The 20,895-nt window shown below is 63.3% G+C and carries 19 protein-coding genes, 1 pseudogene and 1 riboswitch; of the genes and pseudogenes, 10 read left to right on the top strand and 10 right to left on the bottom strand.

The window, feature by feature from the left end; translation table 11 throughout:
• Positions 1-90 precede the first annotated feature (90 nt).
• On the top strand, positions 91-1,689 hold the full coding sequence (gene serA / locus EOC93_RS25560; RefSeq protein WP_127205988.1) for a phosphoglycerate dehydrogenase: 1,599 nt from the start codon (positions 91-93) through the stop codon (positions 1,687-1,689).
• 85 nt (positions 1,690-1,774) lie between these two features.
• On the opposite strand, the gene EOC93_RS25555 is transcribed toward serA, so the two are convergent.
• Together EOC93_RS25555 and EOC93_RS25550 are read right to left on the bottom strand one after the other, a co-directional pair.
• On the bottom strand, positions 1,775-2,161 hold the full coding sequence (locus tag EOC93_RS25555; protein WP_245461539.1) for an SH3 domain-containing protein: 387 nt from the start codon (positions 2,159-2,161) through the stop codon (positions 1,775-1,777).
• A 272-nt stretch (positions 2,162-2,433) separates the two neighbouring features.
• On the bottom strand, positions 2,434-3,324 hold the full coding sequence (locus EOC93_RS25550) for a DMT family transporter (RefSeq protein ID WP_127205986.1): 891 nt from the start codon (positions 3,322-3,324) through the stop codon (positions 2,434-2,436).
• Positions 3,325-3,647: 323 nt separating this feature from the next.
• Between EOC93_RS25550 and EOC93_RS25545 the strand changes: the two genes are divergently transcribed.
• On the top strand, positions 3,648-4,946 hold the full coding sequence (locus EOC93_RS25545; RefSeq protein WP_095487377.1) for an adenylosuccinate synthase: 1,299 nt from the start codon (positions 3,648-3,650) through the stop codon (positions 4,944-4,946).
• Positions 4,947-5,020: 74 nt separating this feature from the next.
• Positions 5,021-6,682 (top strand): hypothetical protein, encoded by a 1,662-nt coding sequence (locus EOC93_RS25540; protein WP_127205985.1) that lies wholly within the window; start codon positions 5,021-5,023, stop codon positions 6,680-6,682.
• Positions 6,683-6,717: 35 nt separating this feature from the next.
• On the opposite strand, the gene EOC93_RS25535 is transcribed toward EOC93_RS25540, so the two are convergent.
• The 4 genes from EOC93_RS25535 to EOC93_RS25520 form a co-directional block, all read right to left on the bottom strand.
• Complete coding sequence (locus EOC93_RS25535) at positions 6,718-7,017, bottom strand: CcdB family protein (protein ID WP_127205984.1); 300 nt, start codon at positions 7,015-7,017, stop codon at positions 6,718-6,720.
• Positions 7,017-7,259, bottom strand: a complete 243-nt coding sequence (locus tag EOC93_RS25530) for a type II toxin-antitoxin system CcdA family antitoxin (protein WP_095487682.1) — start codon at positions 7,257-7,259, stop codon at positions 7,017-7,019. Before EOC93_RS25530 ends, EOC93_RS25535 begins: the two co-directional genes overlap by 1 nt.
• Before the next feature lie 160 nt (positions 7,260-7,419).
• Positions 7,420-9,240, bottom strand: a complete 1,821-nt coding sequence (locus EOC93_RS25525; RefSeq protein ID WP_127205983.1) for an ABC-F family ATP-binding cassette domain-containing protein — start codon at positions 9,238-9,240, stop codon at positions 7,420-7,422.
• Between the two features lies 1 nt (position 9,241).
• Entirely contained in the window at positions 9,242-9,886 is a 645-nt protein-coding gene (locus EOC93_RS25520) for a thiamine diphosphokinase (RefSeq protein WP_095487371.1), read from the bottom strand.
• Positions 9,887-9,988: 102 nt separating this feature from the next.
• A riboswitch (TPP riboswitch) is annotated at positions 9,989-10,103 on the top strand.
• A 43-nt stretch (positions 10,104-10,146) separates the two neighbouring features.
• Between EOC93_RS25520 and thiB the strand changes: the two genes are divergently transcribed.
• The 4 genes from thiB to EOC93_RS25495 all read left to right on the top strand — a co-directional run bounded on the left by thiB (position 10,147) and on the right by EOC93_RS25495 (position 15,510).
• Positions 10,147-11,160 (top strand): thiamine ABC transporter substrate binding subunit, encoded by a 1,014-nt coding sequence (thiB, locus tag EOC93_RS25515; RefSeq protein ID WP_095487681.1) that lies wholly within the window; start codon positions 10,147-10,149, stop codon positions 11,158-11,160.
• 233 nt (positions 11,161-11,393) lie between these two features.
• Complete coding sequence (gene thiP, locus EOC93_RS25505) at positions 11,394-13,013, top strand: thiamine/thiamine pyrophosphate ABC transporter permease (protein WP_127205982.1); 1,620 nt, start codon at positions 11,394-11,396, stop codon at positions 13,011-13,013.
• On the top strand, positions 13,010-13,783 hold the full coding sequence (gene thiQ / locus EOC93_RS25500) for a thiamine ABC transporter ATP-binding protein (RefSeq protein ID WP_095487367.1): 774 nt from the start codon (positions 13,010-13,012) through the stop codon (positions 13,781-13,783). The genes thiP and thiQ overlap by 4 nt, the downstream gene beginning before the upstream one ends.
• A 299-nt stretch (positions 13,784-14,082) precedes the next feature.
• A complete protein-coding gene (locus tag EOC93_RS25495) occupies positions 14,083-15,510 on the top strand; it encodes a M48 family metalloprotease (RefSeq protein WP_164547277.1) in 1,428 nt (475 codons plus the stop codon).
• Between the two features lie 139 nt (positions 15,511-15,649).
• On the opposite strand, the gene EOC93_RS25490 is transcribed toward EOC93_RS25495, so the two are convergent.
• Positions 15,650-16,513, bottom strand: a complete 864-nt coding sequence (locus EOC93_RS25490) for an RNA polymerase factor sigma-32 (protein WP_095487366.1) — start codon at positions 16,511-16,513, stop codon at positions 15,650-15,652.
• Positions 16,514-16,836: 323 nt separating this feature from the next.
• Between EOC93_RS25490 and EOC93_RS25485 the strand changes: the two genes are divergently transcribed.
• From EOC93_RS25485 to EOC93_RS25475, 3 genes are all read left to right on the top strand, one after another.
• The gene (locus EOC93_RS25485) at positions 16,837-17,610 is read left to right on the top strand and encodes an amino acid ABC transporter substrate-binding protein (RefSeq protein ID WP_095487677.1); all 774 of its coding nucleotides are present in this window, start codon (positions 16,837-16,839) and stop codon (positions 17,608-17,610) included.
• 166 nt (positions 17,611-17,776) lie between these two features.
• Positions 17,777-18,457, top strand: a complete 681-nt coding sequence (locus tag EOC93_RS25480; RefSeq protein ID WP_029348816.1) for an amino acid ABC transporter permease — start codon at positions 17,777-17,779, stop codon at positions 18,455-18,457.
• A complete protein-coding gene (locus EOC93_RS25475) occupies positions 18,454-19,227 on the top strand; it encodes an amino acid ABC transporter ATP-binding protein (protein WP_095487364.1) in 774 nt (257 codons plus the stop codon). Before EOC93_RS25480 ends, EOC93_RS25475 begins: the two co-directional genes overlap by 4 nt.
• Before the next feature lie 104 nt (positions 19,228-19,331).
• Here EOC93_RS25475 and EOC93_RS25470 read toward each other — a convergent pair whose 3' ends face one another.
• From EOC93_RS25470 to EOC93_RS35000, 3 genes and pseudogenes are all read right to left on the bottom strand, one after another.
• A complete protein-coding gene (locus tag EOC93_RS25470) occupies positions 19,332-19,913 on the bottom strand; it encodes a CarD family transcriptional regulator (RefSeq protein WP_027152934.1) in 582 nt (193 codons plus the stop codon).
• A gap of 366 nt (positions 19,914-20,279) precedes the next feature.
• Entirely contained in the window at positions 20,280-20,618 is a 339-nt protein-coding gene (gene fdxA / locus EOC93_RS25465) for a ferredoxin FdxA (RefSeq protein ID WP_095487362.1), read from the bottom strand.
• Positions 20,619-20,767: 149 nt separating this feature from the next.
• Positions 20,768-20,895, bottom strand: a pseudogene (locus tag EOC93_RS35000) (RNA-binding S4 domain-containing protein); the annotation flags it as partial.

The raw sequence follows: 20,895 nt of genomic DNA, 5'->3' as shown, positions 1-20,895 counted from the left end.
GCCGCGTCCGGCCGCAACGACCCCACCCCGGCGCTTCGCGCCGACCCTCCCCTCAAGGGGGAGGGGCGCCAATCGCAAAGGATCTAGCCCATGCCCCGCGTTCTCGTCTCAGACAAACTCTCCACCACCGCCGTGCAGATCTTCAGGGATCGCGGCATCGAGGTCGACTACCTGCCCGATCTCGGCAAGGACAAGGAAAAGCTCCTTGAAGTGATCGGTCAGTATGACGGCCTCGCCATCCGTTCGGCGACGAAAGTCACCGAGAAGCTGATCAACGCCGCCACCAAATTGAAGGTGGTCGGCCGCGCCGGCATCGGCGTCGACAATGTCGACATCCCGGCGGCAAGCCGCAAGGGCATCATCGTGATGAACACGCCCTTCGGCAATTCGATCACCACCGCCGAGCATGCCGTCGCCATGATCTTTGCGCTGGCCCGCCAGATACCGGAAGCCAATGCCTCGACCCATGCCGGCAAATGGGAAAAGAACCGCTTCATGGGCATCGAGATCACCAGCAAGACGCTGGGCATCATCGGCTGCGGCAATATCGGCTCGATCGTCGCCACACGCGGCGTCGGCCTGAAGATGCACGTCATCGCCTTCGATCCGTTCCTGTCGGACAGCCGCGCCGAGGAGCTCGGCGTCGAGAAGGTCGAGCTCGACGAGTTGTTCGCCCGCGCCGACTTCATCACGCTGCACACACCGCTTACCGACAAAACGCGTAACATCATCGACGCCGCGGCGATCGCCAAAATGAAGACCGGTGTGCGCATCATCAATTGCGCGCGTGGCGGGCTGGTCGTCGAGGCCGATCTGATCGCGGCGCTGAAAAGCGGCAAGGTGGCAGGTGCTGGCATCGACGTGTTCGAGGTCGAACCGGCGGAGTATAATGAACTGTTCGGCCTGGAGAATGTCGTGGCGACGCCGCATCTCGGCGCGTCGACCACCGAAGCGCAGGAGAATGTCGCCCTGCATGTCGCCGAGCAGATGTCCGACTATCTGATCAAGGGCGCCGTTTCCAACGCCATCAACATGCCGTCGATCACCGCCGAGGAAGCGCCGCGCCTGAAACCTTTCGTCAAGCTTGCCGAAGTGCTCGGCGCCTTTGTCGGACAGGTCACCGAGGATCCGATCAAAGAGGTCGAGATCCTGTTCGACGGGTCGACCGCGACGATGAACACGCGAGCACTTATCAGCGCCACCCTTGCCGGGCTGATCCGGCCGCAGGTCTCCGACGTCAACATGGTGTCGGCGCCGATCATGGTTAAGGAGCGCGGCATCATCGTCGCCGAGGTCAAGCGCGACAAATCCGGCGTGTTCGACGGCTATATCAAGCTCACGGTCAAGACCGAGCATAGGACGCGCTCGATCGCCGGCACCTGCTTCTCTGACGGCAAGCCGCGCTTCATCCAGATCAAGGGCATCAACCTTGACGCCGAGGTCGGCCAGCACATGCTCTACACGACCAATGCCGATGCGCCCGGCATCATCGGCCTGCTCGGCACGGTCTGCGGCGAGAACGGCGTCAACATCGCCAACTTCCAGCTCGGCCGCAACCGGCCTGGCGGCGATGCCATCGCGCTGCTCTATCTCGATGCGCCGTTCCCGGAAAACGTGCTGGAGCAGGTGCGGGCGCACAAGTCGATCGACTCCGCCAAGCGGCTGCATTTCGATGTGGGCGGCGCCTGAATCATCCGCGCCCCGCGTGCTTCCAAAAGCACACGGGGCGTTTCGACAATGACGTCAGAGCGTTTGGATAATCCTTTGACGGCCGTTATTTGCAGGCGAAGCCGGGCGCGATCTTGCATTTGCCGGGACGGGGCCGGTGCGGCTTATGCGGCCGGTGCGGCCGATGCGGACGGTAATGCGGCGGGCGAACGATAATGTGCGGCCGCACGACGATCGGTCGGGAAACATAGACGCGGTCCAGATAGTTTGCGCTGGCCCAGCCCCGTATCCCGGCGGCACGAATTGCGCACCAGCTGCCCTGGCAATCGATCACCGTCACCCTGTGGCCGGCCGGCAATGTTGCGATCCTTGCATAGCCGGGGCCAGGGCCGCTTCGCACATTCAAGGTCCCGGTTGTATAGGCGGTGGCTGCGGAGGCCGATACGGGAAAGGCTGCCAAGCCAACAAAAGCAAGGACAAGCGCCGCAAGCATTCGAAAATTCATGATCGTCTCCATTTCACCGAGATCAGCTAAACTGGTGCTGGGAAGATGAGTTGCGAAAGATGAAAAAGTCAATCTCCAGGGAATGGCGCCGTATATTGGAATGTCCGTATCCTTAATACAGCCGTACTGGTATCTCTGGTTCTTAATACATTAGTTGTTTTGGATATTCGTCCGGCCACTGTTGTAGGGGCTTGGTTCACCATGAGGCTGCGACAGGCTCTGGATCGCACCATCCGCATCCGGCGCCGAACATTTGCCGGCTAAATCGCCATCTTCCTTCCGCTGTATTCGGCGAGGCTGATGCCGCCGAGCACCAGCACGAGGGCCAGCGCCTGATAGAGCTGGAATGTCTCACCGACGATCAGCACCGAGAGCAGCGTGCCGAAGATCGGCACCAGATTGATGAACAGGCCGGCCCGGTTGGCGCCGATCAGCTCGTTGCCCCTGATGTAGAAGATCTGCGAGATGACCGAGGCGCCGATCGCGGTGTAGAACGCGACCGCCCAGCCGCGTGCATCGGGAACGATGACCTTGCCGGCCGCCACCTCCCACAGGAAGAAAGGCAGCGAAGTGGCAAGTGCGGCAATCGACAGCGCCAGCATCAGGCTCTGCCAGCGTATGGCCGGCTTCAGCCGCAGCCCGACCGAGTAGAAGCTGTAGCAAAGCACCGCGATCAGCATGATGGCGTCGCCGAAATTGAGATCCAGCCTGAGGAGCTGGCGCAGATCGCCATGGCTGGCGGTCAGGGCGACGCCGATGATCGTCAGCACGACGCCGGCGATCTGCACCCGGTTCACACGCAGGCGAAACAGCACGAAATTGGCGAGGATGATCACGATCGGTATCGCCGCCTGCTCGATCGAGACGTTGATCGCCGTGGTGTAGTTGAGCGCCGTGTAGAAGATGGCGTTGAAGAAGGTGAAGCCGCAAGCGCCGAGCCCGCCGAGCAGCAACCAATGCTTGCGCACCACCGGCCAGTCCTCGCGCAACGTTCGCCAGCCGATCGGCAGCATGATCAGAACGGCCAGAACCCAGCGCAGGAAGACCAGCGTCATCGGCGAAATGTGGTCGACCGCCAGCTTGCCGGCCACGGAGTTGCCGCCCCACAGCAAGGTGGTGAACAGCAGGAATAGATAGGCGGTTCGATGCATCGCGAAATTTTCCAGCCGGGGCGGGCAGGCGAAGGGTCTTTTGCCGACCTATTGGGATGGTTCGTCCAAGTAAATGATGTCAAAGGCGAAAATTGTTGTGCCTGGGGGCGCCTTCGGCGGTAAAGAATGGTCGCGCTCGCCGGGTCTTGACGTTATAGAGCGACGTGCGTCCACTTGGTCGCACACAGTACGCGTCTCAAGGCTTTGAATGTTCGCATCGGGCTCGCCGAAATCGATTCCGATTTTCGGGCCGATGCGATAGAAGCCTGTCGTTTCGAAACCATTTCAAGCCGCTCCGAGCGGCGCCTCAAGGGAAAAGAAACATGGCCAATGTGGTGGTCGTCGGCTCGCAATGGGGCGACGAGGGCAAAGGCAAGATCGTTGACTGGCTGTCGGAGCGTGCCGACGTCGTCGTGCGCTTCCAGGGCGGCCACAATGCCGGCCATACGCTGGTTGTCGACGGTAAGGTCTACAAGCTGTCGCTGCTGCCGTCCGGCGTGGTGCGGCAAGGCAAGCTGTCCATCATCGGCAATGGCGTCGTCTTCGATCCGCACGCCTTCGTCGCGGAAGTGGCGAAATTGAAGGCGCAAGGCGTCGAGGTGACACCTGAGCGCCTGAAAATAGCCGAAAACACCGCGCTTATCCTGTCCTTGCACCGGGAACTGGACGGATTCCGCGAGGACGCCGCCACCAATTCCGGAACGAAGATCGGCACGACCCGTCGCGGCATCGGCCCTGCTTATGAGGATAAGGTGGGCCGGCGCGCGGTCAGGGTGATGGATTTGGCGGATTTGGAAACGCTGCCCTTGAAGGTCGACAGGCTGCTGACGCACCACAATGCTCTGCGCCGCGGGCTCGGTCACGCCGAAGTCACGCATGACGCGATCATGAATGAGCTGATTTCCGTCGCCGACGAGATCCTGCCCTATATGGACCGTGTCTGGAAGATCCTCGACGACAAGCGCCGCGCCGGCGAACGCATCCTGTTCGAAGGCGCGCAAGGCACGCTGCTCGACATCGACCACGGCACCTATCCGTTCGTCACTTCGTCCAACACGGTCGCCGGCCAGGCCTCAGCCGGATCTGGCGTCGGCCCGGGTGCCATCGGCTATGTCCTCGGCATCACCAAGGCCTATACGACGCGTGTCGGCGAGGGTCCGTTCCCGACCGAACAGAAGAACGAGATCGGCGAGTTCCTGGGCACGCGCGGCCACGAGTTCGGCGTCGTCACTGGCCGCAAGCGCCGCTGCGGCTGGTTCGATGCCGTGCTGGTTCGCCAAGCCGTCGCCGTCAATGGCATCAAGGGCATCGCTCTGACCAAGCTCGACGTGCTCGACGGTCTGGACGAGATCAAGGTCTGCACCGGCTACCGCCTCGACGGCGAGGCGATCGATTATCTGCCGGCCAGCCAGGGCGCGCAGGCGCGAGTCGAACCGGTCTACGAGACGCTGGAGGGCTGGAAAGGCACCACCGCCGGCGCCAGAAGCTGGAACGATCTGCCGGCCCAGGCAGTCAAATATGTCCGTCATATCGAGGAACTGATCGGCGCGCCGGTCGCACTCCTTTCCACCAGCCCTGAACGGGACGACACAATACTTGTGACCGATCCGTTTCAAGACTAGATTCTCAGCCGTTCCGGGCATCGCGGCCGATTTGCGGGGGCCGGCCCAGAAACGAAATGCAGGTCGACTGAAGCATGGCAGATTTTGTTGGTGCTCTGAAAAAGACGCTCGATGGCCTTGGCAATCCGACGCCGGAGATACGCGCGAGAGTCTATGAGAAGGCTCGCTCGACCATCGCGGACAAGCTGGCCAAGAACACACCGCCGCTGGCGCCTTCGGTCGTTGCCCAGCATAAGCGCACCCTGGAAGACGCCATCGCCAGCGTCGAGCGGGGCTATGCCAAGCCTGCGCCCGCATCCGATCCGCTGGCGGAACTGGAAGACATCTTCTCCTCCATCGACCGCAACAAGAACCAACCCAGCCATGTCCGGCAGCCGGCAAAGGCCGAGCCAGCATGGCAGCCGGCAAAGACCGAACCGGCATGGCAGCCGACGCCTGCCGCCAAAGCCGCGCCGAACTGGCAAAAGCCGCCGTCCGTTGCTTCTCCTCCAGAGCGCGCCGATCCGGTGCCTTCGGACAGGGATTTTCCAGCGGCGGACGAAAAGGGCGACGTCTTGAGAAGCGATGTCTTTTCCAACGAGGAGGAACCGGCGGCGGACACCTTTCCGCGTCTGCGTCCTGCCGAGCGCAAGCGCAGCTATGGCGGGCTGATCGCCGCTGTCGTCGCTCTGCTCGTCGTTGCCGGCGGCGGCTACGGCATCTGGCTGAACAAGGACGCGTTCAGCAATATGCTGGGTCTCAACAGCACCGAGGTCGCAACGATCGAACCGCTGGTGAAGCCTGCCCCGACCGAGCCGGCTACCGATGCCGCGGCAAGGCCTCCGGCCGCAGCGGCTCCCACTGATGCCGAGGGCGCAAAGTTCACCCAGCGCCTGACGCCCGAGGGCGGTGAGGTCGATCCCGGCCCCGCTGCTTCAGGACAAAGCGGCATCGGAGAGGGCGAATCCGTCGCGGCATTGACCACGCCGCCTCCGGCCACACCTGCGCCTGCAGCGCCGGCCGGCGATGCGCCAGCCACGAATGCGCCCGCCACGCCAGGTGCAGCCCCTGCAACAACGCCGCCTGCCGATGGAGCAGCGCCGGCGCCGGCGGCGCCTACCGACAGCGCAGCCGCCCCGGCAGCGCCGGCCCCGAGTGCCACACCGGCCGCGCCGACAGCCGCGCCTGCGGAAACCGCGCTGGCGGTCGGCCAGAAGGCGATCTTCTACGAGGAGCGCACCAGCACCGCCCAAGGCTCAGCCGAGCCCGGCAGCATCGTCTGGTCGCTGGTGCAGGAATCGCCCGGCGGCAATCTGCCGCCCGAGCCGGCAATCCGCGCCGAGGCGAGCATTCCGGGCAAGGACGTGCAGTTGCGCATGACCATCCGCCGCAACACCGACCAAACGCTGCCGGCCAGCCATATCATCGAAATGATTTTCCTGACGCCCGACGGTTTCGACGGCGGCGGCGTCGACAATATCCTGCGCGTCGCCATGAAGGGCTCCGAACAGGATGCCGGTAGTCCGCTGATCGGCATCCCGGCCAAAATCGCCGACGGCTTCTTCCTGGTCGCTCTCAACGACACCAAGGCGGACGAAGACGCCAATCTGACCCTGCTCCGGGGCCAGAACTGGATCGACGTGCCGGTCGTCTACAAGACCGGACGGCGGGCGCTGCTCACCATGGAAAAGGGCATTCCCGGCGAGAAGGTGTTCGATGAGGCGCTGAAGGCCTGGCAGACAAAGACGGCGGGCTGAGGGCCGCGCTCACCAGCCTAACGCTCCCCTTTGGCTCAGAAGCCTTGGAACAGCATGTCGAGTGCTGCCACGATGTCGTCGTGGTGCCTGGTGATATTCAGTCGACTTTCACCCAATTCCTTGGCCGGAACCGTGGCGATCAGATGGGTCACCATTATCAATTTTCGTCCATTGATCTCGAGGATGGGGTGGAGCTTTCGCATCGGCGGCGGCGTCATTGTTATCGGCAGAAGCGGGATCACTACCCGTGTTTTAAAATCGTCGAGCAGGTCGGATTGAACGTCCAGCAAATAGCTGCCTTCGACCCGGCCCGCGAAGACATCATACCGTGCCATCAGAACTGCCGATGTTCTTCCAGCGGAATACCGTGCTTTTCGACGTATTCGTTCCACGCCTCGATCGTGGCTCGGTTCTCAAGCTTCCATAGTCGCGCCTTTTCGGCAGCGACAGCCTCTGCAATGCCGGCCTCCGCGGCGCGTGAGACGTTCACGTCAAGCCCCTTGGCTTCCTTCATGAGTTTTGAGTCGATCGACAGGTTTGCCGGCTGGCGAACCGCGTTCAAGGCTAGCTTGCGCATTGTGACCTCCGCAGTGTGCGCATAATCTATGCGCATTTGCCCGGCGTAGCAACGACGAAACGGCGTCTGATCGTGCGCCCAGCCCTCCGCTAGGGCTTCGGCGTTCGTCGCTCCAATCTACAAATAGTTGTCGATCGATCGGCCCGCGGCCGAACGCTCCTTACCCCTCCATTTCTTCCCTTAACATTTCAAGTTCCAGCCATTCCTCCTCGAGCGCTGCCAGCGTGGCCCGCTCCTTGTCGAGGGCGGCGATGGTCTTCTGGAATGAGGCCGGATCGCGCTCGTAATAGGCCGGGTCGGCGATGTTGTCCTCCAGACGTGAGATCGAGGCGGTCACCGCCTCGATCTTCTTGGGCAGCGATTCCAGCGCGAATTTCTGCTTGAACGACAGTTTCTTTGCCGGGCCCTTCGGCGCAGTCGCTTCGGTCCTGGCTGCCGCCGTCGCTTCGCTGGTCTCGGTCTTCGTCCGCGCCTTGCGGTCGTCCAGCTTGGTGCCGCCGCGCTGCGCCAGCATGTCGGAATAGCCGCCGGCATATTCGATCCAGCGGCCGTCGCCGTCCGGCGCGATCAGGCTGGTCACGGTGCGGTCGAGGAAATCGCGGTCGTGGCTGACCAGGATGACGGTGCCGGCAAAACCGGCGACCAGCTCCTGCAGCAGTTCCAGCGTCTCCATGTCGAGGTCGTTGGTCGGCTCGTCGAGCACCAGCAGGTTTGCCGGCCGCGCCAGCACGCGGGCCAGCAACAGCCGCGCCCGCTCGCCGCCCGAAAGCTCGCGCACCGGCGTGCGTGCCTGTTCCGGTTTGAACAGGAAATCCTTCATGTAGGAGACGACGTGGCGCTGTTCGCCATTGATGACGAGGTTTTCGCCACGACCGTCAGTGAGATATTGCGCGAGTGTTTCGGCCGGATCGACCGCCTCGCGCTTCTGGTCGAGCGTGGCGATCTCCAGATTGGTGCCGAGCCGTACCGTGCCTGAGTCCGGCTTCAATTCGCCGGTCAGCATCTTCAAGAGCGTCGTCTTGCCGGCGCCGTTCGGCCCGACCAAGCCGACACGGTCGCCGCGCTGGATACGGGTCGAAAAGCCCTTGACTACGGTAAGGCCGCCAAAGCTCTTCTCGATGTTCTTGGCCTCGATGACCAGTTTGCCGGATTCGGCGGCATCGCTGGCCACCATGGTCGCCGCGCCCTCGGCGCCGCGATGACCGCGAAAGCGCTGGCGCATGGTCTGCAATTCGCCGAGCCGGCGCATGTTGCGCTTGCGCCGCGCTGTCACGCCATAACGCAGCCAATGCTCTTCGCGCACGATCTGGCGGCCGAGCTTGTGCTGCTCGCGCTCTTCTTCTTCCAGCACCGTGTCGCGCCATTCCTCGAAATGGCCAAAGCCCTTGTCCAGGCGGCGGGTCTGGCCGCGGTCGAGCCAGACGGTGGCGCGCGATACGCGCTCGAGAAAGCGGCGGTCGTGCGAGATGACAATCAGCGCCGAAGAGGTGCGGGCAAGCTCCTCCTCCAGCCACTCGATGACCGACAGGTCGAGATGGTTGGTCGGCTCATCGCGGAGGAGAATGTCGGGCTCCGGCGCCATGACACGGGCGAGGGCAGCACGGCGCGCCTCGCCGCCGGACAGGTCGTTCGGCCGTTCCTCGCCGGACAGGCCGAGATGCTCCATCAGATAGGTGGCGCGGTAGGGATCGTCCGCGGGCCCGAGCCCTGCCTCGACATAGGCGCGGACGCTGGCGAAACCATCCATGTCTGGCATTTGCGGCAGGTAGCGCACTGTCGCCGAAGGCTGGCGGAACACCTCGCCGTCCTGCGGCTCGATCAATCCCGCGGCGATCTTGAGCAGCGTCGACTTGCCCGAACCATTGCGGCCGACCAAAGCGATCTTGTCGCCCGCCGACGCTGTCAGTTCCGCCCCGTCGAGCAGCGGCGTGCCACCGAAGGTCAGTTGTATCCCGTCGAGATTGAGAAGTGGCGGCGCCATGTCAGCTTTCAGGTAGGGGGAAAGGATGGGCGAGCAACAGCGCGCGGCCGCTGCCCAGGGCGATTTCGAGCCGGCCCTTGACCTCGTTGGAAATGGTCAGCGACGAGCCGAACGCCACCTCGACATGGTTCAGCGGCCATTTGGCGCCGGAGACGGTCAGGCCGAAAAGGTCGGAGAAGCCGAGGATCGAAAATAGCGTGCCGTCGGCGTAGTCGAAGCCGGCCTTTCCGGGAAGCAAGGGGATGCCTTCCTGTGCGCCGCTGGTCAAAAGCACCTCTATGCCTGCCTCGGCCAGCCGGATGCTGAGCGCGAGGTGCAGGAAGGCGTGGTCGGTGCGCTTGCCGCCGAACGCGCCGGCGAGCAGGAGCCGGGTCGCGCCGCGTTCGAGCGCAGCGGCGATAGCCAGTTCGCCGTCGGTCTTGTCCTTTTCTGCCGGAAACACCTGGCGAGGCACGGCGGCGAGATCATCCGGCAAATCCGCCGGCACCGAATCGAAGTCGCCGACCCAGAGTTCCGGCGTCAGGCCCAGCGTCCGGGCATGGCCGATGCCGGCGTCGGCGGCGATGACACGGGAGCCTTCGACCTGGCGGTCGAGCAGCGGCGTGCGGATAAGATCGCCGCCAAGCAGGATGGTGAATTTGCTCATATGCGTGGCCCTTACCAGCCCTGCTTGCGAAACGGAAGGCCGCGCTCCGGATACCCTGCAAACTTCAGCTTGCGCAGCACTTCGGCCGGGCCTATGTGTCGAAACGCTCTAACGGGGTGCTGGACGCGATCTTCGCGGACCAGCTGAGAGGCAACCATGCCAACCCGCTGAACCTGATCCGGTTTGTACCGGCGGAGGGATTAGACGTTTCGGACAGCCCGACGCCTCAATTCCTTTCAATGCGAACGAATGAGGCGCCGATGCGCACGTTTTTATACTCTCTTGTTTCGGCAATGCTGCTTGCCGCGTCCGTTCTCGCCGGCATCGGGCAGGCATCCGCGCAAGAGAAACTCACCGTCTATACCTATGAGAGCTTCACCGCCGAGTGGGGTCCAGGCCCCGCGGTCAAGAAGGCCTTCGAGGCGGAATGCGGCTGTACTCTCGATTTCGTTGCGGTCGCCGACGGCGTCGCGCTGCTCAACCGTGTCAGACTGGAAGGGGCCGCGACCAAGGCCGACATCGTGCTCGGCCTCGACACCAATCTGACGGCGGAAGCCAAGGCCACCGGCCTGTTTTCGCCGCATGGCCCGGTGTCGGACGTCAAGGTGCCGGGCGGCTGGAGCGACGATATTTTTGTGCCGTTCGACTATGGCTATTTTGCCGTCGTTTACGACACCGAAAAGCTGAAGACCCCGCCGAAAAGCCTGAAGGAATTGGTCGAGGGCAGTGCCGATGAGAAGATCGTCATCCAGGATCCGCGCACCTCGACGCCCGGTCTAGGCCTGCTGTTGTGGGTGAGGTCGGTCTATGGCGACAAGGCGCCGGAAGCCTGGGCCAAGCTCAGGGCAAAGGTGCTCACCGTGACGCCGGGCTGGAGCGAGGCCTATGGCCTGTTCACCAAGGGCGAGGCGCCGATGGTGCTGTCCTATACCACGTCGCCGGCCTATCACATGGTCGCCGAAAACACCGAACGCTATCAGGCGGCGTCCTTCGAGGAGGGCGCGTATCTGCAGATCGAGGTTGCCGGCATCACCACGACTGGTGCGAAGAATCCGCTGGCGGAAAAGTTCCTGGCCTTCATGACCGGGCCGAAATTCCAGGATGTCATCCCCGAGACCAACTGGATGTTTCCTGCCGGCAAGACCGACAAGCCGCTCAACCCAGCCTTCGACAAGCTCGTCAAGCCGACCAAGGCCTTGCTGTTCAGCCCCGAAGAGGTCGCCGCCAACCGCAAGGCCTGGGTCGACGAATGGCTGGCGGTGATGAGCAAATAGCTTCTGATTGACGATGATCACTCTACGGCGCCCCCCTCTGTCCTGCCGGACATCTCCCCCACGAGGGGGGAGATCGGCCATCATGCCGGCTTTCGCCAATCTCCGACATTGCCGGAATGAGCGGAGCGCTGAACCTGCCAATCTCCCGCCTCGTGGGGGAGATGTCCGGCAGGACAGAGGGGGGCGCGAAGGAACGCAATCCTCGCTAAGAATCTCGAATCTGGTGGTCTAGCGTGCAACGCGCGCCATCACCCGACTCCCGCATCAACGCCGGCATTCTCGCGCTGGCGGCAATAGCATTTTTGATTGGCGGGGCGTTTGCCGGTCTTGTCGTGGAGGGCACGAGCGACCCGTCCGGCGCCGCGTCGACCTTCGATCCCTATCTCTTCCGCGTTGTCCGTTTCACGCTGTGGCAGGCACTTCTGTCGACACTGCTTTCCGTCGTGCCGGCACTGTTCGTTGCGCGGGCGCTGTCGCGGCATCCGCGCTTCTTCGGCCGTGGCTTCATCCTGCAGCTCTTCGCCGTGCCGCTGGCGCTGCCGGCCATCGTCGCCGCGCTCGGCATTCTGGCCCTCTATGGCCGTGCCGGCTATTTCGCCGGCCTGCTCAGCGCGATTGGCGGTCAGGGTTGGCCAGGCATATACGGCCTGTCCGGCATCCTCGTCGCCCACGTCTTCTTCAACCTGCCGCTGGCAACGCGGCTGTTCCTTGAAGCGCTGGGGACAGTGCCGGCCGACCAGTGGCGGCTGGCGAGCCAGCTCGGCATGGGCGCCAGACCGGCCTTCCGGCTGATCGAATGGCCGACGCTGCGCGCGGCGCTGCCGGGCGTCGCCGGGCTTGTCTTCATGCTGTGCATCACATCCTTCACCATCGTGCTCACGCTGGGCGGCGGGCCGCGCGCGACGACACTGGAGGTCGCTATCTACCAGGCGCTGCGTTTCGATTTCGATCCTGCCCGCGCGGTGACGCTGACACTGCTGCAGATCGCGCTGACCTTCGTCGTGGTGCTGGTTTTGATGCGGCTCGGCGCCAACACCGTCGGCGATGCCAACCTGTCGGTGGCACCGCGCCGGTATCTTTCGGCAAGCGTCGGCGAGACCGTGCTGAACGCAGCATTGATCGTTCTGGCATTGCTGTTCGTCGCCGGGCCGATGGCGGCCACGGTGGCGTCAGGCCTTGGCGCCGATCTTGGCCGGCTGGCGGGCGAGAGCGCTGTGCGGCAAGCGACGCTGACCAGCGCAGTGCTCGCCTTGCTGGCGGCGCTGCTTTCGGTGGCGCTGTCGCTGTCGCTCGTCATGGCACGACGGGCACTGGCCCTGAAGCGTCGCGTCGGCGCCAAGACGCTGCTCGAGCATGCCACCGATACCGGCGCCGGCTTCGTGCTCGTCGTTCCGCCCATCGTCATCGGCGCCGGCTGGTTTCTGCTCCTGCGTACCGTCAGCGACGTCTTCGCCATCGCCCCTGTCATGGTCGTCACCGTCAACGCGGTGATGGCGATGCCGTTTGCCATCCGCGCTATTCGCCCCGGCTATGATGCGGCGAGCGAACGCCACGAACGGCTCTGTTTGCTGCTTGGCGTTTCGGGCTGGAACCGGTTCCGGCTGATCGACTGGCCGTCGCTGCGGCGGCCGCTCGCCACCGGTTTCGCCTTTGCCATGGCACTGTCGCTCGGCGATCTCGGCGTCATCGCCCTGTTCGGTAGCGACTCCCTGCAGACACTGCCCTATCTCTTGCTGGCGCGCATGGGCAGCTACCGCACGATGGATGCCGCAGGCCTGTCGCTGCTGCTCGGCCTGGTCTGTCTCGCGCTTGTGCTGGCCGCGGACCGGCTGGGGCGGGGAGAAAAGACATGACGCTCAACAGCGCTGAAAACGGCACGGCTGTGCGGCTGGAAAAGGTTTCGTTCAGCCATAGTGAAGCGCCGTTTTTATTCGACGTCGCGTTCGCCGCCTCGAAGATCACTGCGATCATGGGGCCGAGCGGCTCGGGAAAATCGACGCTGCTCAATCTGGTGGCCGGCTTCGAGACGCCGCGGTCGGGCCGCGTGCTGATCAGCGGCGCCGATGTCGGCGCCAAACCGCCTTCGGCGCGGCCCGTGTCAATGGTGTTCCAGGAGAACAATCTCTTCGCCCATCTTTCGGTCGAACGAAATGTCGGCCTTGGCCGCTCGCCGTCGCTCAGGCTGGCTGAGGCCGACCACGTGGCAATCGCGGGGGCACTCAAGCGCGTCGGCCTTGCCGGCAAGGAACAGCGTCTGCCGCGCGAACTCTCCGGCGGCGAGCGGCAGCGTGTCGCACTCGCCCGCGTCCTCGTGCGCGATCGGCCGGTTCTTTTGCTCGATGAGCCGTTCGCCTCGCTCGGGCCGGCCTTGCGTGACGACATGCTCGACCTGGTAGCCGGCGTCCATGCGGAGCGGCGCATGACGGTGCTGTTCGTCACGCATCAGCCGGAAGACGCCCACCGTATCGGCCAGGACATGGTGTTCCTGGACAATGGCGCGGTTGCCGCGACTGGGGCTGTCGCCGATTTTTTCACCAAGGCTGGACCGGAAGCATTCCGGCGTTATATCGGTGCAGGTCCGTTTGGCCAAGGATCACGAGATGTTGCCCGGAAGCGGACATAATTTACGGCCAAACCGGCTTCAGGCGATGTGGCGTTTGCTTGCCTTGGTCAAAGTAGTGTGGCTAGGTCCTCCGATACTGGTCCGGCATAGACTGTGATTTGCCACTACAGTGCCGCGTGTGCTCGTGCGCGCGAAGGATGCTGTGGCAGTTTGATTTTGCGCATGATCCTTTTCTGAAAATCGATGCCCGATTTTCGGGGTCATGTGCCGAGACCCGAAAGGAAGCTGTTCTGCCGACCGGCACCGACAGAGTGAGAAGGAAACCGCTGGCGCGCTTCCTCGCGCTGGCCGGCTTTGCCATGGCGCTGGCAAGCTGCCAGATGTTCACGCCGCCGGACGTTCAGGAATCCGGCTTCCAGCCTTCCAGCAAACCGATCACAGTCGACAATGTCGCCGCCAACAGCAAGCTCGCCGAAATGGCGAAGGCGCAGCATCCGCGTATCCTCGCCACCTATGGCGGTGAATATTCCGATCCCAAGCTCGAGCGCATGGTCGCCAAGGTCGTCGGCCGCCTGACCGTGGTGTCGGCCAACCCGACCCAGACCTACCGCATCACCATCCTCAATTCGCCCAACGTCAACGCTTTCGCATTGCCGGGCGGCTATCTCTACATCACGCGCGGCCTGTTGGCGCTGGCCAACGATTCGGCCGAGCTCGCCGCGGTGATCGCGCATGAGATGGGCCACGTCACTGCCAACCATGGCTTGCAGCGCCAGCAGCTTGAGGCCGAGGAGGGGTTTGCTACGAAGGTCGTCTCGGATGTGCTCGGCGACAGCCCGACCGCCAAGGCGGCACTGATCCGCGGCAAGCTGCGGCTTGCCCAGTTCTCGCGCAATCAGGAGCTGGAGGCCGACGGCATCGGCATCAAGTCGATCGGCGAGGCGGGCTTCGACCCCTTTGCCGCCGGCCGCTTCCTGCAGTCCATGTCGGCCTACACCGATTTCCGCTCGATCAGCGGCGCCACCGACGCCAGCCTCGACTTCCTGGCGACGCACCCCAACACGCCGCAGCGCATCGATCTGGCGCAGCGCCATGCCCGCCAGTTCGGCGCGCCTGGCGTCGGGACGCGCGACCGTGACCCCTTCCTCGCCGGTATAGACGGCCTGCTCTATGGCGACACGCCGGAGGAAGGCTATGTGCGTGGCGAAACCTTCCTGCATCCGGGGCTCGGCGTGTCATTCTCGGTGCCCGGCGGCTTCATCATCGACAACTCGGCCGCGGCGGTGACGGCAACCGGGCCGGGCGACATAGCGATCCGCTTCGACGGCGTTTCGATCGACAAGAGCCGCCCGCTGACCGACTACATCCGCAGCGGTTGGGTGGCTGGTCTCGACGAAAGCAGCGTGCGCCAGGAAACGATCAACGGCAACGAGGCGGCGACGGCGCATGCCAGCGCCGAGGGCTGGCAGTTCGACATCGCGGTGATCCGCGCCGGCGGTCAGGTCTACCGGCTGTTGACGGCAGCCCCCTCTGCCAGCACCTCGCTGGACGCGGTGGCGCGCTCGGTCAGCGGCTCCTTCCGTATCTTGAGCGCGGCCGAGAAAGCGGCGCTGAAGCCGCTGCATATCCGCGTCGTCACGGTGCAGCCCGGACAGACCATGGGTTCGCTCGCCGCGCAGATGGTCGGCGTCGACCGCAAGCTCGACCTGTTCAGGGTGCTCAATGCGATGTCGCCCGGTGCTGCCGTTTCGGCCGGTGATAAAGTCAAGATCATCACCGACAGGTAGGGTGTGTCGATATTCAGGTGATGCCGGCCTGCAAACGGCAGTTCCTGCGCTTCCGGTGCTCACGTACTTTAAGTACGCTCCGCTCCGGTTCTCGGAAACCACCGTTTTCGGCTCGGCCTAACCTGAATCCCGACACACCCTAGGCGGCTGTCGCCAGAAACTCGGGGTTTTGCTTCACCAGCGCTATCTTGAGCTTTTCCATGGCGCGTGCCTCGATCTGGCGGACGCGCTCCTTGGAGATGCCGAGCGCCTCGCCGAGCGCTTCGAGCGTCGCGCCCTCGTCGCTCAGCCGGCGCTCCTCAATGATCCTGAGCTCGCGGGCGTTGAGCGCGCCGAGCGCCGTTTTCAGCCAGACAGAGCGGCGTTCGACATCGATCGTGTCACCCACGACCTCGTCCGGCAGAGGATCGTCCGAAACCAGGAAATCCATCCGCTCGGTGGCGCCCGCATCGTCGGCGAGCGGCTGGTTGAGTGAGCTGTCCGGTGCCGAAAGGCGGGAATCCATCATCGCCACGTCGGCCTCGGAGACGCCGAGCGCCACTGACACCTCGCGATAGAGCGAGGTATTCGAGATCGGCTCGGCGCCGTTTGCCAAGCGGGCGCGCAGGCGCCGCAGATTAAAGAACAACGCCTTTTGCGCCGAACTGGTGCCGCCACGCACGATCGACCAGTTGCGCAGGATGTAGTCCTGCATCGAGGCGCGGATCCACCATGTCGCATAGGTCGAAAACCGTACCTCGCGCTCCGGTTCGAAGCGGGCCGCTGCCTCCAGCAGGCCAACATGGCCTTCCTGGACCAGGTCGCCGAGCGGCAGGCCATAGTGGCGGAACTTCGAGGCCATGGAAATGACCAGCCGCATATGTGCCATGGCGATTTGGTGCAGCGCCTGCTGGTCGTTGTCTTCCTTCCAGCGCAGCGCGAGAAGATGCTCCTCGTCGCGCTCGAGATAGGGGGCTTTCATCGCCGCGCGGACCATGGTTCGCCCTGCCGTATCTTCCATCATGCCACGCTCCCTGTTCCGGGCGTTGTGGTGCGACCCTGAGCTGGCATCGTGGTTGAATTGGCGACGCCGCGCCCTACAACAGCCAAGAACGTGCCACGCGGGTGAATGGTTCCGCCGCTGAGGTCGCGTGGATTGCACTGTCCGAAAGCTCGTTGCGGCGGTCGCTACGCGGTCGGTTGGCGTGACTCGATGTGGGCTTTAGAATTGGATTTCGAAATCATATCATTTTTGAAATCTTATTCCTTATTTTGCAAGCCTGCATCTGTCAGTTTCCGGCGCTCACAAATGCGCCGGACACCGGCCAAGGACGGGATCACAGAAAAATGAAATGGCTCAAATCGCTTATCGTCGCCGCAACATTGCAGGTTCTGGCCGTCACATCAGGCCATGCCGGCGCCAATCTCGATCAGATCAAGCAGGCCGGTGTCTTCAAGGTCGGCACGGAAGGCACCTATGCCCCCTTCACCTATCATGATGCCTCGGGTGCGTTGGTCGGCTTCGACGTCGAGATCGCCCAGGCGATCGCCAAGCGCCTCGGCGTCAAGGCCGAATTCCTCGAAGGCAAATGGGACGGGCTGATCGCCGGCCTAGACGCCAAGCGTTATGACGCAGTCATCAACCAGGTCGGCATCACCGAGGCGCGCAAGGCCAAGTATGATTTCTCCGATCCCTACATCGCTTCCAAGGCGGTGCTGATCGTGCGCGGCGACAATACCGACATCAAGAGCTTTGCCGACCTTAGGGGTAAGAAGGCAGCGCAGTCGCTGACCTCGAATTTCGGCAAACTCGCCGAAACGAACGGCGCCGAGCTCGTCGGCACCGACGGTTTCGACCAGTCGATCCAGCTGCTTCTTACCGGCCGCGCCGACGCCACCATCAACGACAGCCTGTCCTTCCTCGATTTCAAGAAGCACAAGCCCGACGCCGATGTGAAGATCGCCGCGCAGGAAGAAAACGCCGACTATTCCGGCGTCATCGTGCGCAAGGGCGATCCGGAACTGGTCGCCGCCATCAATCAGGCGTTGGCCGACATCAAGGCCGACGGGACCTACCAGAAAATCGCCGACACCTATTTCGGCCAGGACGTTTCGAAGTAAGCGCATTTCATGGAGCGGGCCGGGTTTGCCGGCCCGCATGGCAAGCAAGTCTCGCGGCGAGCCGTCTTTGACGGCCGCCGCTTTTCGCGTGATATGACGACCGTATGGTCGCGCCTTGATGCTGCCGGGCCGGTTTTTGGGCGGCAATCTCGCAAGGAGGGTTTTCGTGCCGCATTGGCTGCAATTGATGCTGGACTCGTTGCCGACGCTGTTGTGGGCGGCGCTTATCTTTACCGTGCCGCTGACGCTGCTGTCGTTCGCCTTCGGGCTGTTCGTTGGGCTGGTCGCGGCGCTGGTCCGGCTGTTCGGCCCGAAGCCGCTGGTCGCCGTGGTTCGCTTCTACGTCTGGATCTTCCGTGGCACGCCACTTCTGGTGCAACTCTTCCTGATCTTCTACGGCCTGCCTTCGGTCGGCATCCTGCTCGACGCTTTTTCAGCCGCGTTGATCGGCTTCACGCTCAACATCGGCGCCTATACGTCGGAAATCATCCGCGCCGTCATAGGCTCGGTGCCGAAGGGGCAGTGGGAGGCGGCCTATTCGATCGGCATGACCTGGAGCCAGGCGATGCGGCGCACCATACTGCCGCAGGCCGGCCGCGTCGCGGTGCCGCCGCTATCCAACACCTTCATCTCGCTGGTCAAGGATACATCGCTGGCCGCCGCCATCACCGTGCCGGAGATGTTCCAGGCGGCGCAGCGCATCGTCGCCACCACCTATGAGCCGCTGATCCTCTATATCGAGGCGGCGGCTCTCTATCTGGCGCTGAGCTCCGTGCTGTCGGCATTGCAGACGCGCTTGGAAAAGCGGCTCAACCGCTATGGCGGCTTCCTGGAGGCGCGCTCATGATCGGCCTCACCGACATCGAGAAGCGCTTTGGCGACAACCTCGTGCTGAAGGGCGTGACCGTCACCATCGAGGAAGGCAGCGTCACCGCCCTTGTCGGTCCCTCGGGCGGCGGGAAAAGCACGCTGCTGCGCTGCATCAACCTGCTCGAGATCCCGACTTCGGGCACGGTGCGCATCGGCGACGACGCGCTCGAATTCCAACCGGGCGGCAAAGTTCCCGGCAGGGCCATCCAGCGCCTGCGGTTGCAGACGGGCATGGTGTTCCAGAATTTCCAGCTGTTTCCGCACCGCACGGCGATCGAAAATGTCATGGAGGGGCTGGTGACGGTGCTGAAATGGCCGACGGCGAGGGCGCGCGAGCGGGCGCTCGCCCTGCTCGAAAAGGTCGGCATGGCGCACAAGGCCGATGCCTGGCCGGCGACCCTGTCAGGCGGCCAGCAGCAACGCGTGGCGATTGCCCGGGCGCTGGCGCCGTCGCCGAAGGTGCTGCTGTGCGACGAGCCGACCTCAGCGCTCGACCCGGAATTGGCGCAGGAAGTGGTCGACGTGCTCAGCCAGCTCGCCCGCGAGGGCACCACCATGGTGATGGCGACGCATGATCTGCGCCTCGCCTCCAAGATCGCGCAGGAGGTGGTGTTCCTCGACGCCGGCGCCATCGTCGAGAAAGGCCCCGCCGCTGTTCTGTTCAGCAATCCGGAGCGCCAGCGAACCAAGCGGTTCATCGCGACGCTGAGGCAGGAGGCGGAGAAGGAAGGCGGCGGCGAAGATTAATGCATGCTGCCCCAAAAGGGCGTAGCGGTTTTGGCATAACGACATGCAAAAAACAAAAAACCCGGCGCGAGGCCGGGTTTTTCTGAATTCTAAGGCGAAAGCGCTCAGGCAGCTTCTTCCTGCTCGGCTTCTTCGTTGTCGGCCTTGGCGCCGCGCTTCGGACCCTTGTTGAGGTTCACCTCGATGAGGCGCACCGCTTCGGTTTCCGACATGCGGTTGACGGCCGCGATCTCTCGCGCCATGCGGTCGAGTGCCGCCTCATAAAGCTGGCGCTCGGAATAGGACTGCTCCGGCTGGTTGTCGGCGCGGTAGAGGTCGCGCACCACTTCCGAGATCGAGATCAGGTCGCCGGAATTGATCTTCGCGTCATATTCCTGGGCGCGGCGCGACCACATGGTGCGCTTGACGCGGGCGCGGCCCTGCACAACTTTCAGCGCGCGATCGACATAATCTTCTTCCGACAGCTTGCGCATGCCGATGGAGGTCGCCTTCGCAACCGGCACCTTCAGGCGCATCTTGTCCTTCTGGAAGTCGATGACGAACAGTTCCAGCTTGTGGCCCGCAACTTCCTGCTCGTCGATCGAGACGATCTGGCCGACGCCATGCGCCGGATAGACGATGTACTCGCCGGTCTTAAAACCGTGACGCGCTGCGCTGGACTTCTTCTGCGGGGTGATAGTTGCCATTACGCCATGAACTCCTTGGTGTGGTACCGGCATTCTGCCGGCCGAACTCGCGCGATCGGGTAACCGATCGTTAGCCGCGCAACGATGAACCCACCGGAAAAGCCGAGGCCGGCAAACCGCATAATTGCGATCGCCTGCCCCAGATCACTCTGGTCCGGATTGAGAAATTCACCTTTCAGTGATTTGGGGCGTTTGCGCCATAAATCGACGTTGTGTCACCGGCATGTTTGGTTGATGTAGCACAAAAAGTCGGAAGAATCAAGGTTTTGCTGCACGCGCGAAGGCCATGCGCCATCGCCGCCTGTCAAGGCGGTTAATGTGCCGTGCCTATTACGCGGCGTTATGCTGGCTGACTCAGCGGTCTTGTCAGTCGCCTTCGCCGGGCTCGGCGGAGAAATATTTCTCGAACTTGCCGGCCTCGCCATCGAAGGATTTGGCGTCGGCCGGCGGCTCCTTCTTGGCGGTGATGTTGGGCCATTTATCAGCATATTCGGTGTTGATCTGCAGCCATTTGTCGAGACCCGGCTCGGTATCCGGCTTGATCGCGTCGGCCGGGCATTCGGGTTCGCAGACGCCACAGTCGATGCACTCGTCGGGATGGATGACGAGCATGTTCTCGCCTTCGTAGAAACAGTCGACCGGACAGACCTCGATGCAGTCCATGTATTTGCATTTTATGCAATTGTCGGTCACGACATAGGTCATCAGTCGGCTCCGGGACGTCCCGTTTTTGTTGGGCTTTTTTGGTCAGGTAACGCCTTTACCCGCTGCTTGCAAGGGCAGCCATTGCCGCGCGACACCGATGTTCCGGAATGGAATTCCAGAGGGGCGATGCGGCTAAGCCCGGTTATGCGTCAGTCGTCGTCGAACAACCGGTCGGTATCCCGGCGTTCCTTCTTGGTCGGGCGGCCGCTGCCGGCATCGCGCAGCGCGGGAATCGCATCCGGAACGGCCTCGCCTTTTGGCACCGGCGGGGGCGACA

Source organism: Mesorhizobium sp. M6A.T.Ce.TU.002.03.1.1, assembly GCF_003997275.1.
GTDB lineage: Bacteria > Pseudomonadota > Alphaproteobacteria > Rhizobiales > Rhizobiaceae > Mesorhizobium > Mesorhizobium mediterraneum.
The sequence above is the reverse complement of the archived record's forward strand: the minus strand, read 5'-3'. Positions and strand labels throughout refer to the sequence as shown.